General features: G+C 64.4%; 13 protein-coding genes. 6 read left to right on the top strand and 7 right to left on the bottom strand.

All coding sequences use genetic code 11. From position 1 onward, the window contains the following. Positions 1 to 180 precede the first annotated feature (180 nt). On the bottom strand, positions 181 to 1,728 hold the full coding sequence (locus DFO50_RS00780) for an MFS transporter (protein WP_112691910.1): 1,548 nt from the start codon (positions 1,726 to 1,728) through the stop codon (positions 181 to 183). A gap of 118 nt (positions 1,729 to 1,846) precedes the next feature. Between DFO50_RS00780 and DFO50_RS00775 the strand changes: the two genes are divergently transcribed. Beyond that, positions 1,847 to 2,725: a LysR substrate-binding domain-containing protein gene (locus tag DFO50_RS00775; protein WP_107888781.1), complete on the top strand. Its 879-nt coding sequence runs from the start codon at positions 1,847 to 1,849 to the stop codon at positions 2,723 to 2,725. A gap of 146 nt (positions 2,726 to 2,871) precedes the next feature. On the opposite strand, the gene rpmG is transcribed toward DFO50_RS00775, so the two are convergent. Both rpmG and rpmB read right to left on the bottom strand, forming a co-directional pair. Continuing rightward, positions 2,872 to 3,027 carry a 50S ribosomal protein L33 gene (gene rpmG, locus DFO50_RS00770; protein ID WP_028453358.1) on the bottom strand — a complete coding sequence of 52 codons (156 nt, stop codon included), beginning with the start codon at positions 3,025 to 3,027 and terminating at the stop codon, positions 2,872 to 2,874. A gap of 40 nt (positions 3,028 to 3,067) precedes the next feature. Next, a complete protein-coding gene (gene rpmB, locus DFO50_RS00765; RefSeq protein WP_028497997.1) occupies positions 3,068 to 3,301 on the bottom strand; it encodes a 50S ribosomal protein L28 in 234 nt (77 codons plus the stop codon). Positions 3,302 to 3,545: 244 nt separating this feature from the next. Between rpmB and DFO50_RS00760 the strand changes: the two genes are divergently transcribed. The 5 genes from DFO50_RS00760 (at position 3,546) to DFO50_RS00740 (ending at position 9,790) form a co-directional block, all read left to right on the top strand. Further along, positions 3,546 to 5,183, top strand: coding sequence for a CTP synthase (locus DFO50_RS00760; protein ID WP_028497996.1), 1,638 nt, complete (start codon positions 3,546 to 3,548; stop codon positions 5,181 to 5,183). Between the two features lie 64 nt (positions 5,184 to 5,247). Continuing rightward, the gene (gene kdsA / locus DFO50_RS00755; protein WP_028497995.1) at positions 5,248 to 6,099 is read left to right on the top strand and encodes a 3-deoxy-8-phosphooctulonate synthase; all 852 of its coding nucleotides are present in this window, start codon (positions 5,248 to 5,250) and stop codon (positions 6,097 to 6,099) included. A gap of 188 nt (positions 6,100 to 6,287) precedes the next feature. After that, positions 6,288 to 7,571, top strand: a complete 1,284-nt coding sequence (eno, locus tag DFO50_RS00750) for a phosphopyruvate hydratase (RefSeq protein WP_028497994.1) — start codon at positions 6,288 to 6,290, stop codon at positions 7,569 to 7,571. Between the two features lie 47 nt (positions 7,572 to 7,618). Then, positions 7,619 to 7,903: a cell division protein FtsB gene (gene ftsB, locus DFO50_RS00745; RefSeq protein WP_028497993.1), complete on the top strand. Its 285-nt coding sequence runs from the start codon at positions 7,619 to 7,621 to the stop codon at positions 7,901 to 7,903. A 111-nt stretch (positions 7,904 to 8,014) separates the two neighbouring features. After that, positions 8,015 to 9,790, top strand: coding sequence for a diguanylate cyclase (locus tag DFO50_RS00740; protein WP_028497992.1), 1,776 nt, complete (start codon positions 8,015 to 8,017; stop codon positions 9,788 to 9,790). A gap of 10 nt (positions 9,791 to 9,800) precedes the next feature. Here DFO50_RS00740 and DFO50_RS00735 read toward each other — a convergent pair whose 3' ends face one another. From DFO50_RS00735 to DFO50_RS00720, 4 genes are all read right to left on the bottom strand, one after another. Beyond that, positions 9,801 to 10,589: a uracil-DNA glycosylase family protein gene (locus tag DFO50_RS00735; protein WP_107888780.1), complete on the bottom strand. Its 789-nt coding sequence runs from the start codon at positions 10,587 to 10,589 to the stop codon at positions 9,801 to 9,803. Next, positions 10,586 to 11,029: a ribosomal protein S18-alanine N-acetyltransferase gene (gene rimI, locus DFO50_RS00730; protein WP_112691909.1), complete on the bottom strand. Its 444-nt coding sequence runs from the start codon at positions 11,027 to 11,029 to the stop codon at positions 10,586 to 10,588. Before rimI ends, DFO50_RS00735 begins: the two co-directional genes overlap by 4 nt. Then, entirely contained in the window at positions 11,026 to 11,694 is a 669-nt protein-coding gene (gene tsaB / locus DFO50_RS00725) for a tRNA (adenosine(37)-N6)-threonylcarbamoyltransferase complex dimerization subunit type 1 TsaB (protein WP_112691908.1), read from the bottom strand. The genes rimI and tsaB overlap by 4 nt, the downstream gene beginning before the upstream one ends. A 153-nt stretch (positions 11,695 to 11,847) precedes the next feature. Then, positions 11,848 to 13,068 carry an EAL and HDOD domain-containing protein gene (locus DFO50_RS00720; RefSeq protein ID WP_107888777.1) on the bottom strand — a complete coding sequence of 407 codons (1,221 nt, stop codon included), beginning with the start codon at positions 13,066 to 13,068 and terminating at the stop codon, positions 11,848 to 11,850. Positions 13,069 to 13,106 lie beyond the last annotated feature (38 nt).

The following is a 13,106-nucleotide window of genomic DNA, read 5'->3' as shown; positions in this document are numbered from 1 at the left end:
CTGATTGCGGGGGCGGTGGAGCACGGCAGTCCCCTGTTTCACCCCGCCACCCTCCGCCCTCGCCGCCGCGAGGGGACCTCGCTGCGCTCGTCCGTTCTTCGTGGTGACCTTTCGGGTACCTGCGCCGTGAGAAGCGTCGGTGCCCGTCCGGCTGACTGCGGCGGCTGCGGTGCCGGGTTTCTAGGCCTGCTCGCAGGGGCGGGGGCACCCGGGGTGTCTCGCTGTCCTGCCGGGGGCAAAGAGGATGAGGCTGCCCAGTGACAGCAGGAAGGCGCTGCCGGCGCCATAGCTCATGACCCAGCCGAAGCCGGATGCCAGGGCGGCGTGGACTGCGTCGCCCGGAACCGTCGACTGCGCCAGCAGGGCTGCCTGTGCCGTCGGGTCGGCGGCCGCAATGATCTTTTCCGCGAACAGGCGCAGTCCGGCGCCATCCTGCATTTTCAGCGTGTCGCGCAGGCTGGCCATGGTGCCTTCCACCAGAATGAACCCTATCAGGGCAATGTTGAAGGCGAGTGAGGTCATGCGCGCACTCATGTCCATGCCGGACGCCATGCCCGCGCGTTCGCTGCATACCGCGGCGGTAATGGTGTTGCTGACCGGTGTGTTGGTCAGGCCAAGACCGATGCCGGCGAGCACGCAGCCGGGCAGGATCAGCCATCCAGGTTGTGCCGACTCGCTGCCAATTTTCATCAACACGAAGCCCAGACCAATGATCGACAGTCCGGCGGGAATCACGATCCCCGGCTGGTAGCGCAGCGACAGGCGCTCTGCCAGCGGCGGAATGAACAGTGTCGGCAGGGTATAGGCCAGCAGGGCAAGCCCGGTCTGCACACTGTCGTAGCCCAGCCCGGCATGGAAATAGATCGGCAGGTAGATGATGAATGGCCAGAAGCTGAAGTTCATCCCCATCGAGCCCAGCAGGGCGCCGGAAAAATTGCGCACCCTGAACACCGCGAAGTCGATCATGGGTCGGCGGCTGGTCCTTTCCGCCAGGACGAAGCCGGCGAGACTCGCGACCGACAGGCTGATGATGCCGAGGGCGGCCGGGCTGTCGAAGCCGAGCACCGGTCCCTGGGTAATGAACAGCACCAGGCAGAAAATGGCGACCGACAGGGTGAGGATGCCGGCCAGGTCCAGACTGTGGGCATGCGGGTCGCGCGATTCGCGCACGCCGGCCCGGGCCAGGAACAGCGTGACAACGGCCAGAACGACATGGACCAGGAAGACCCATCGCCAGTTTGCCAGCGCCAGAATGGCACTGCCGATAATCGGGCCGAAGCCCAGACCGATGCCGAAAATGATGCCCCACCAGGCGAAGGCCCGGCCGCGCTCGCGCCCGGCCCGGAACTGGCTGGACAGGATGGTGACCTGGCAGATCAGCATCAGCGCCGCACTCAGGCCCTGAAGGAAGCGCGCGGCAATCAGGACCGGGGCGCTTTCAGTCAGACCGCATACCAGCGATGTCGCGGCAAAGGCGACGATGCCGGTCAGGAACAGGCGCTTGCGGCCATAGCGGTCGGCCAGCGTCCCGGCGGCCATCAGGATGGTGGTCATGGCGAGGGTGTAGGCCGCCATGACCCACTGGAGCTGCCTGAAGCCGGCATGCATGACCTGCTCGATGATGGGCAGGATGGGCGGTACGCTGGAGATTTCCAGCCCCAGCATGAGGGCGGACAGGCAAACCGAGGCCAGGGCAAGTCGCTCCTGGTGGTGGGGGGCGGGGTTCATGAACAGTCTTCCGGTGAGTGGCTACGGACAAATGGCTCGGAAGTGCATGGTAGAAAGAAGCAAGCTATCGGTAAATGCTATGATTGAGCATATCAGTGACAACAATTCCGGATGGTTGATGAGCAAGCTGACGCTGGATGTGGATGCCGTGCAGGCCTTCGTGACCATTGCCGACTTCCAGAGTTTCACCAAGGGGGCCGAAGTCCTGGGAACGACGCAGGGCGCCATCAGCGTGAAACTGAAACGGCTGGAACAACGGCTGGGCTGCAAACTGATCGAACGGACGCCGCGTCTGGTGCGGCTGTCAGCGCAGGGCGCGGTCTTCATTCACGCCGCCCGCGACTTTATTGCCGCGCACGAGCGCGCCGTGACCGCGCTTGGGTCCGAATGCCGTCATTTCAGGCTGGGTATTGCCGAGCATGTGGCGGGGCCGGAAATCCCGATGCTGCTGGCCCGTCTGAATGCCCGTGATCCGGCGTTGATCATCGAGGTCCGGCTGGAAAATTCCCGCAGCCTGCTGGATGCTTTTGACGGTGGCGAACTGGATGCGGTGATCGTCCGCCAGGAGGACGACCGCCGTGACGGCGAAGACCTCGGGCCGGAATACTTCGGCTGGTTTGCCGCACCGGATTACGAGCAACGGGAGGGAGAGCCATTGAGACTGGCCGCGCTGGCGACCTGCTGCGGTGTGCGCGATGTGTCCACCCGGGCGCTGATCCAGGCTGGTATCGAATGGAACGAGGTGTTCGTCGGCGGTGGCCACGCCGCCGTCATGGCCGCCGTGTCGGCGGGCCTGGCGGTTGCCGCCTGTTCCTGCCGTCTTGCCCCGGCCGACAGCATCGAGGTCAGCCAGCGCCTCGGGCTGCCGCCCTTGCCGTCATCCAGGATCATGCTGCACACGACCCTGTCCGACAGCCGCTCGCGCGAAGTGCTGCGGACACTGGCCGCCATCTATCGCGAGCATCGCCCGGTCAAGCGCCGCGAGGCCGGGCACTGAGCCGTCCGTCACCGCACAAAATGAAAACCGCCCGCGCATCGCTGCAGGGGCGGTTTTTCTTACCCGACCGGCCGGGCAATTCCCAACGAATGGGCGTGACCTGCCGAGAGGTGGTGTGAGCCGAATCCACTCGGCAACCCGCTCAATTACTTGAGCTTGGTTTCCTTGTAGATCACATGCTTGCGCGCAACCGGATCGAATTTCTTGATTTCCATCTTTTCCGGCATGGTGCGCTTGTTTTTGGTCGTGGTGTAGAAATGACCGGTACCAGCGGTCGATTCCAGCTTGATCTTGTCACGCATGATGGTGGCGTTCCTTAACTAAACTTGGGGAGAGGCGAAATCAGAATTCGCCGCGAGCGCGCAGATCGGCCAGCACGACTTCGATGCCGACCTTGTCGATGGTGCGCAGCGCAGCGTTCGACACGCGCAGGCGAACCCAGCGGTTCTCGCTCTCAACCCAGAAGCGACGGTACTGCAGGTTCGGCAGGAACCGACGCTTGGTCTTGTTATTGGCGTGGGAAACATTGTTGCCCACCATCGGACGCTTGCCGGTCACTTTGCAAACTCGCGCCATGATGTTAAATCTCCAGAATCCGGTAAAAGCGGGCTTTATAGCATAAAAAGACCTGCCTGCTCAAGCCTTTGCCAGAGCAGGTGTTGCGGCGGGGGGCTCGGGACGGGGACTGCAGCCCGGCGGTTCGCAACACGACGCGCGGGCGGTTCCGATTGTCGTCTAAAGTCAATGTGTTGACCAGCTGTCAATTGAGTGGCCCGCGCTTTACGGCTACAATCCCGGATTCCGTTGAGTCTGTATTCCCATGACCAAGTTCATCTTTGTTACCGGCGGCGTTGTCTCCTCACTGGGTAAAGGCATCGCCGCCGCGTCCATTGCGGCTATCCTCGAATCGCGTGGTCTCAAAGTCACCATGCTGAAGCTGGACCCCTACATCAACGTCGACCCGGGCACGATGAGCCCGTTCCAGCACGGCGAAGTGTTCGTGACCGAGGACGGGGCCGAAACCGACCTTGATCTGGGCCACTACGAGCGCTTCATCAAGTCGAAGATGCGCAAGTCGAACAACTTCACCACCGGGCAGGTGTACGAGGCCGTCATCGGCAAGGAACGCCGCGGTGACTATCTCGGCGGGACCGTGCAGGTGATCCCGCACATCACCGACGAGATCAAGCTCAAGGTGCGCGAAGGCGCCGGCAATGTCGACGTCGCCATCGTCGAAATCGGCGGCACGGTCGGCGACATCGAGTCGCTGCCGTTCCTGGAAGCCATCCGCCAGATGCGCTCGAATCTCGGCCGCAAGAACACGCTGTACGTCCACCTGTCGTACGTGCCGTTCATTGCCACCGCCGGCGAAATCAAGACCAAGCCGACCCAGCACTCGGTGAAGGAACTGCGCGAGATCGGCATCCAGCCGGACATCCTGCTGTGCCGGATGGACCGCGAGCTGCCGGACGACGAAAAGCGCAAGATCGCGCTGTTCTGCAATGTGGAAGAAAACGCCGTCATCGGCTGCTACGACTCCGATTCGATCTACAAGGTGCCGGCGATGCTGCATGCCCAGGGCATCGACGACATCATCTGTGAGCACATGCAGCTCGATCTGCCGAAGGCCGACCTGTCGGCCTGGGACCGCATCATCGATGCGATCGAGCACCCGTCGCGTTCGGTCAATATTGCCATGGTCGGCAAGTACGTCGACCTGACCGAATCGTACAAGTCGCTGTCCGAAGCGCTGAAGCATGCCGGCATCCACACCCGCAGCGAAGTGAACATCAACTACATCGACTCCGAAGAAGTCGAGCGCGACGGCTGCGCCGCACTGCGCGGCATGGATGCGATCCTGGTGCCGGGCGGCTTCGGCAAGCGCGGCGTCGAAGGCAAGATCAAGGCGGTCCGTTACGCCCGCGAGCACAACATCCCGTATCTCGGCATCTGTCTCGGCATGCAGATCGCGCTGATCGAATACGCACGCGACAAGGCCGGCCTGGCCGGTGCCAATTCGACCGAGTTCGATCCGGAAACGGAATACCCGGTTGTGGCGCTGATCGACGAATGGGTGAACCACGACGGCAAGGTCGAAACCCGCGACGAAAACTCGAACCTCGGCGGCACCATGCGTCTGGGCGGGCAGGAATGCCGGCTGGAGCAGGGCTCGCTGGCGGCACGGGTGTACGGCGCCGACACCATTGTCGAACGTCATCGCCACCGCTACGAAGTGAACAACTACTACGTGCCGCGCCTCGAAGCCGCCGGGTTGAAGATCAGTGGCCGTTCGACCGGTGCCGAGCAACTGGTGGAAACCGTCGAGTTGCCGGATCACCGCTGGTTCTTCGCCTGCCAGTTCCACCCCGAGTTCACCTCGACCCCGCGTGACGGCCACCCGCTGTTCACCGCGTACATCGAAGCCGCACTGGCCTACCAGGCGGAAAAGAACCGCTAATCCGGCACCCCGGGGCCGCTCTCGACTGCGAGGCGGCCGTGCCGTACCGACAAGGACGCTATCCATGAAACTGTGCGGATTCGAAACTGGCCTCGACCAGCCGTTGTTCCTGATTGCCGGGCCGTGTGTGATCGAGGGCGAGCAGTTCGCCATCGACACCGCCGGGCAGATCAAGGAAATTGCCGACAGCCTCGGCATTCCGTTCATCTACAAGTCGAGCTACGACAAGGCCAACCGCAGTTCGGACCAGTCGTTCCGCGGTTACGGCATCGACGAAGGGCTGCGCATTCTGGAGAAGGTCCGCAAGCAGGTTGGCGTGCCGATCCTGACCGATGTGCATACCGAAGCCGAGGCGCCGATCGCCGCCAGCGTGGTCGACGTGCTGCAGACGCCGGCCTTCCTGTGCCGGCAGACCGACTTCATTCGCGCCGTTGCTGCGACCGGCAAGCCGGTAAACATCAAGAAGGGGCAGTTCCTTGCCCCGGGCGACATGCTGAATGTGGTGGCCAAGGCCCGTCACGCGGCGCGTGAAGCCGGCCATGACGGCGATACGGTGATGGTGTGCGAACGCGGTGCGTCGTTCGGCTACAACAACCTGGTATCCGACATGCGCGGGCTGGCGATCATGCGCAATACCGGTTGCCCGGTCGTGTATGACGCGACCCACTCGGTGCAGTTGCCGGGCGGGCAGGGTACCAGTTCCGGCGGTCAGCGCGAGTTCGTGCCGGTGCTGGCGCGTGCCGCCGTTGCGGCCGGCATCTCCGGGCTGTTCATGGAAACCCATCCGGAGCCGTCCAGGGCAATGTCGGACGGGCCGAACGCCTGGCCGCTGCCGCGGCTGTATGAACTGCTGGCCACGCTGGTCGAGCTTGACCGCCTGGTCAAGTCCCGTCCGCTGGCCGAGACCGGTCTGTAATCGGGTATCAGGGTGTTGCCGGTCGGCAATACCGGAACGGGCCGGCGTCATGCCGGCCGGTTTGTATTCTCCGCCTTCGCGTTTGCGAGGGCGTTTGCTGATGCGGCAGCCTGTACCACTCCGGGTGGGCGGCTGCCGCAAATACTGTGTTGCTCTACAACTACGTCCGAAATTGAAGGGGAGTCTTGATGAGTTCGATCGTTGATGTGATCGCCCGGGAAGTGCTGGATTCGCGCGGCAATCCGACTGTCGAGTGCGATGTATGGCTCGACAGCGGCGTGATGGGCCGTGCGGCGGTGCCGTCCGGTGCCTCGACCGGCGAGAAGGAAGCGCTCGAACTGCGCGACGGTGACGGAGGACGCTACCTCGGCCGCGGCGTGCTGAAGGCGGTTGAGCATGTCAACGGTGAAATCTGCGAAGCGCTGATCGGCCTCGATCCCGCCGACCAGGGCTATATCGACCAGACCATGCTGGCGCTGGACGGCACCGACAACAAGGGTCGCCTCGGCGCGAACGCGATCCTGGCCGTCTCGGTGGCGACCGCCAAGGCCGCAGCCCAGGAAGCCGGGCTGCCGCTGTACCGCTACCTCGGCGGCGCCGGTCCGATGAGCCTGCCGGTGCCGATGATGAACGTCATCAATGGCGGCGCGCACGCGAACAACACGCTCGACATCCAGGAATTCATGATCATGCCGGTGGGCGCCGGCAGCTTCCGCGAAGCGCTGCGCTGCGGCGCCGAAGTGTTCCATGCGCTGAAGAAGCTGTGCAACAAGGCCGGCCATTCGACCGCCGTTGGCGACGAAGGCGGTTTTGCACCGAACCTGGCCCGCAATGAAGACGCGCTGAAGATGGTGCTCGACGCGATCGATGCGGCCGGCTATGTGCCGGGCGAAGACGTGCTGCTGGCACTCGACTGCGCCAGCTCCGAGTTCTACAAGGACGGCAAGTACCATCTGGCCAGCGAAGGGCTGCAACTGAGCAGCGAAGGCTTCGCCGACTACCTGGCCACCCTGGCATCGAACTACCCGATCATCTCGATCGAGGACGGCATGAGCGAGCACGACTGGGCCGGCTGGAAGATCCTGACCGACAAGCTGGGCCGTGACGTGCAACTGGTCGGCGACGACGTGTTCGTCACCAACCCGAAGATCCTCGGCGAAGGCATCCGCCAGGGCATCGCCAACAGCCTGCTGGTCAAGATCAACCAGATCGGCTCGCTGACCGAAACGCTGAAGGCGGTGGATCTGGCCAAGCGTTCGGGTTACACCAGCGTGATGAGCCATCGCTCGGGTGAAACCGAAGACAGCACCATTGCCGATCTGGCGGTGGCGACCAACTGCATGCAGATCAAGACCGGCTCGCTGTCGCGCTCCGATCGCATGGCGAAATACAATCAGTTGCTGCGCATCGAAGAGGAACTCGGTGCTGCCGCGTACTACCCGGGCCGCGCCGCGTTCTATCATCTGAAGTAATGTCACTGCAGGCACCACCGGAATACGGTGGTGCCTCTTCAACGCCCATGCGCTCCGTCACCCTCATTCTTGTCGTCGGCATCCTCGTCCTGCAGTGGCCCATGTGGTTCGGCAAGGGCAGCTGGATCCGCGTCATGCAGATCGAAAGCCAGCTGTCCGAGCAACGGACGGTGAACGAGCGGCTGCTCGCGCGCAATACGGCGATGGCGGCCGATGTCCGCGACCTCAAACAGGGGCACGAAGCCGTCGAGGAACGTGCCCGCAACGAGCTGGGCATGGTCAAGCCCGGCGAAGTCTTTTTCCAGGTGCTGGGCCGTCCGTCCGGACGTTGAGTCTCTTGCTGCAGTCCGTCGCGCCAGAGTGTTTTTCGCTGTCGGAAACCGCTTTGCATGAAGACACTCCCCTATAATCGTCTGTCCACATGCTTGTGAAATTTTCCGTTAATGACGCCTACCGAGCTAGCCCGTGAAACCCTGCTGACGCTTGCTGCGCGCAAGCTTCCGCCCACGCCGGAAAACTATCAGCGCGTCTACGACGAAATCGGCGAGTTTCCGGCGCCGGTGGCTCCGCTGTCGGCGCCATTGCTGGCCCGCATGGAGTTGTTGCCCGGTGCCATCGATCTGGCGCCGCGCTTCAGCCGCCTGCAGCAGCAGATCGAACGGCAGCAGTGGGATGAAGCAGCAGACCAGTTGCTCGAACTGATGCAGATGCTGATCGAGCAGCAACTGGCCGGCCAGGACTGGAGCGCGCTGCTGCGCGGTCTGATCCGGGCCTGGGACATGCCGCTGGCGGTGACCCAGAGTCACAAGCGCGATACGCTGGACCGGGTGCTGGCCAGCCGTGGCGCGCGGCCGGCGCAGCTGTATGACAAGCTGCAGGGACTGGTCAGCAGCTGGAGCATGGGCGCGGCAGTGCAGAGCGCCGATGGCGACCTGCTGTTCGACGCCATCGATGCGGTGCCGGCTGCCGGCGGAGCGGCCACCGAGGCGAGCCCGGCCGTGCAGGCCTGTCTGGCCGCGCTGCGCGAAGCGCTGACGCTGGGGGTGCATCCGCGCCTGGCCGGTTATCCGGAGCTGCAGCATGAACTGGTCCAGCTGGCGCAGGGACTGGACAGTGGCGAGCGCGACGAGGATCTGGTCATGGTGTCGCGCCGGCTCAAGCGTTTCTGGATCCGGCTGGAACTGGCGACCCAGCAGGACGAGCGGCTGACCACCGCCATTACCCGCATTCTGGACCTGCTGCTGGAAAATCTGGTCGACTTTATCGGCTCTGACGCGCACGTGCAGGGCCAGATCAGCGCCGTGCGTGCGCTGCTGGCCGATTCGCCGGTGTCGATGCGCAAGCTGTATCAGGTCGAGGCCGGACTGAAGGAAGCGGTCTATCGCCAGGGCCTGCTGCGCCACAGCCTCGACGAGGCGACCGATTCGATGCGGCACATGCTCGACAGCTTTATCCACCGCGTCAGCCTGCTGTCCGAAAACACTGATGAATACCAGACCCGCTTCAGCGGCTATGCCGAAGCGATCAATGCCAGCCGGGACCCGCTGGCGCTGCATGGCATCGTCGACAGCCTGATGGCCGACACGCGTGCTGTCCACCTCGACCTGGTCAATGCCCGTGACGAGCTGGTGGACGCCAGGCTGCAGGTCGGCGTGGTCAACGAACGCATCCGCCAGCTGGAAAGCGAGCTGGTCGAAGCCAGTGCCCGGGTCAAGGAAGACCAGTTGACCGGCGCCCTGAACCGGCGCGGGCTGGATGAGCTGTTCTCGCGAGAAAGTGACCGGGCGCAGCGCGAACGCTCGCCGCTGTCGCTGGCGCTGATCGATATCGACAATTTCAAGCAGCTGAACGACCACTACGGCCACCTGGTCGGCGATGATGCGCTGCGACATGTGGTATCGGTGGTGCAGTCGCGCGTGCGCCCCAGTGACGGGGTGGCGCGCTTCGGCGGTGAGGAATTCATCATCCTGATGCCGGGGACTGACGCGGAAAGCGGCTGTGAAATCATCGAGCGCCTGCAGCGCGAACTGACCAAGACCTTCTTCATGGCCCATGAAGACCATGTGGTGATCACCTTCTCGGCCGGCGTCGCCCGCTGGATGCCGGGTGAAAACGAGCTCGACCTGATCGAGCGCGCCGACCATGCCATGTACAAGGCCAAGGTCGGCGGCAAGAATCAGGTGATGCTGGCGCCGGACGTGCTGCCGACGCTGGACTGAGGCGGGCGCGTCAGCCGGCGGCCATCAACCCGGCCAGGGTCTTGCGCGCAAAGCACAGGTCCTGCCAGGCGCGGGCCTTGTCCGGCAGGTTGCGCAGCAGATAGGCCGGGTGGTAGCTGACGATCAGCGGCACGCCGTGCCAGTGGTGAACCTGTCCGCGCAGCCGCGAGATCGCCTGTTCGCTGTCCAGCAGTGCCTGGGTGGCAATGCGGCCGACGCACAGGATCAGCTTCGGCCGGACCAGCCGCAACTGGTCGGCCAGATAATCGACACAGGCAACCATTTCCGCCTGCTGCGGGTTGCGGTTGCCTGGCGGCCGGCACTTCAGCACGTTGGCGATATAGACATCCCGCTCCGGGTCCCAGCCAGTGGCGGTCAGCATGGCGTCCAGCAGCTTGCCGGCCGGACCGACGAACGGCTGGCCAAGGCGGTCTTCCTGCTCGCCGGGCGCTTCACCGACAATCATCAACGCAGCCTGCCGATTGCCGCGCTCGAGCGCGGTCCGGGTGCGGGTTTCGTTCAGTGAACAGCGCTGGCATGCCGGCACCTGTTGCTCCAGCTCTGCCCAGTCGCGCAGGGCCGGCGCTTCGTGCCGGGTTTCCGGCATGACCGGGAGGTCGGGGACCTCTGCGGGCGCGGCGGGCATGGCGGTTTCAGCGGCCGTAACGACCGGCGCGGGCGTGCCGATGGCGTCCGGCTGCACGTCGTCATCCGGCTCGGCAGCGGTGGCGGCACGGCCGGGGCGCTGGCGCCACACAGTCAGTCCCAGTTCCTTCAACAGCAAGTCGCGGCGGCTCACAGGGCGATCTCCATCAGGATGGCGTCTTCACGGCCGTTATCGGTACGGTAGTAGTCGCGGCGCACACCACAGCGGACAAAGCCGCGGGCGGTGTACAGCGCCAGTGCCGCACCGTTGCCGGCGCGGACTTCAAGCAGCAGTCGGGTCGCCCCTGCCGTGCGGGCTGCGGCGAGTACGGTATCGAGCAGCTGACGACCGAGACCGCGGCGCTGCCAGTCACGGGCAATGACTATGTCATGCAGCTCGGCGTCGTCGAGCACGGTCTGCAGCACGGCGAAACCGACAATGTCGGCGTCAATCTGTGCCACCAGCACCTGGCTGCCACCGTGCAGCGAGCCGGCGATCTGACCGCGCGTCCAGGCGCCGTCCCGGGCGCCGGCGGCAATGGCTGCCAGCCGCTCAGTGTCGGCATCGGTCGCCGGCCGGAACTGCGGATTCATCGCGCTTCCCGTTCGCGGGTGGTCAGTGCCACCTTGTTGCGCAGGTACAGCAGTTCGGCCCGCTCGGGCGGAACCAGCGGATAGCGGCCACTGTCGGCCAGTGCCAGCATGGCCAGCGCCGATGGCTGACGCCCGGGCTCGACGGCCGCCAGCGTGTTGCCAAGCCGGCTTGCCAGCGCTTCGGCATGGGCATCGAAACCACTGCCGGCGCCGACCCAGCGAATGCCGTCGATCACCGGCAGGGCCTCCGGGGCATACAGGCCCATCGGGATCGGCTGGCTGCCGTCGCGGCGGTCGTAACCGGCCGCATAGACTTCGCCCATCCGCGCATCCAGACAGGCCAGCACGCACGGCGTGTCGACCGTTGCCGCCAGTGCGTCGAGCGTCGGAATGCCGATCAGCGATTTGGCACAGGAAAAGGCCAGTCCCTGCGCGAGGCCGCAGCCGATGCGCAGTCCGGTAAACGAGCCCGGTCCCTGACCGAACACGATGGCATCGACGTCGGCCAGCGGCCGTCCGGCTTCGGCCAGCAGTTCGGCCAGTTGCGGCAGGGTTGCTTCGGCGTGTTTCTGGCCGACATGGCTGTGGTGGGCGTGGACCACGCCGTCAAAACGGACGGCGATGGACAGGTATTCGGTCGAGGTATCGAGCGCGATCAGATTCATTATCGGGGCAGCTGAACAGAACGCCGCCGGTCGGGCCGGCCGCGTGGAAACGAAAACGTCCCGCAGGGCACAGGGACGTGTGTGTGGCGATGACGGACAGCGCGTAGCGTAGCACATTGCCGGCCCGGCTCGCCGGCCCCGGCACCTGTCCGGTTAAATCCGCAGCTCTTCCACCCAGCCCAGCGCGGCGACATGGGCGCTGTTCAGGGTCTGGGCCGACAGGCCGAGCGCTTCGGCCAGCACCTGCACATCGCGCAGCGCCGGATCTTCGCAGGCAATGACCAGCTGCAGCAGCTGACCCAGCCAGCCGGACTGTTCCAGCAGCGCATGGCGGGCGATTTCCGGCAGCAGCAGATTGTCGAGTGCCGACTCGAGCGGCATTTCCAGCAGGACATGGATCAGCGAGAACATGCCGACGATAAAGCCGTTGTCGCTTTCATGACCGTGGCCGATATTGCGCGTCAGCAGCTCCATGAAACGGCCGCGGGTGACAGCGGTTTTCAGCAGGGCCGACGGGGCGCCGACTTCCTCGCTGGCCGTGACCAGCAGCAATGTCAGCCAGCGGTAGAGCTTCTGGTAGCCGAGCAGGGTGACGGCCTGGCGGAACGAGGCGACTTCGTTGACCAGTGCGAAGCCGGCCGAATTGATGTAGTGGAACAGCTTGTAGCTCATTGCCACGTCCTGGCGGAAACCGAGTTCGATTTCGTCCAGGTCGGCGTTGCCGCGCAGCATGTTCAGCAGGTTGATGATATTGGCCAGCTGCGGGTGGACGCTGCGGTTGTTAAGGGTTTCGGCGCGGGTGAAGTAGTGGCCCTGGAAACCGTCGATGCCGATCGAGCGACACCAGCGGAAGTCATCATGGCTCTCGACCTGCTCGGCGATCAGGATCACCGGGTGCTGTCGCAGCGTGGCGGCGGTCTTTTCCAGCCGCTCCTGGCCAAGCCTCGCCAGGTTCAGCTTTACATAGTTGATGGCCGGCAGGAAGCTGTCCTGCTCGCCGCCGGGCTGATAGTCGTCCAGTGCCAGCCCGAAGCCGTGCTGCCGCAGATGTATGACGCGGCGGCGCATTTCGGCGCTGGCCGGCAGCGACGGGCACAGCTCGAGAATGACGCGGCGCGGGTGCAGCAGTTCGAGGAATTCGCTGACCAGCAGACCCTGTCCGACCTTGATGAAGGCGAACTTGTTGCCGATCAGTGCCGCCGCATCCATGCTGGACAGGGTGTTGACCAGCACGTGGGCACCATTGGCCGGTTCGTCGTCGGCCGCCGGCATCGGCCCGGTTGCTGCCGGGCGGAACAGCAACTGGTAACCGATGATCTGCTGGTTCCGGTTCAGGACCGGCTGGCGACCGATAAAGGCCGGGGAGGGTTGCATGGCGACTCTGCTGAAATCACTGGAAGGCAAACGACAGC

Source organism: Microvirgula sp. AG722 (genome assembly GCF_003269145.1).
Classification (GTDB): domain Bacteria; phylum Pseudomonadota; class Gammaproteobacteria; order Burkholderiales; family Aquaspirillaceae; genus Microvirgula; species Microvirgula aerodenitrificans.
The sequence above is the reverse complement of the archived record's forward strand: the minus strand, read 5'-3'. Positions and strand labels throughout refer to the sequence as shown.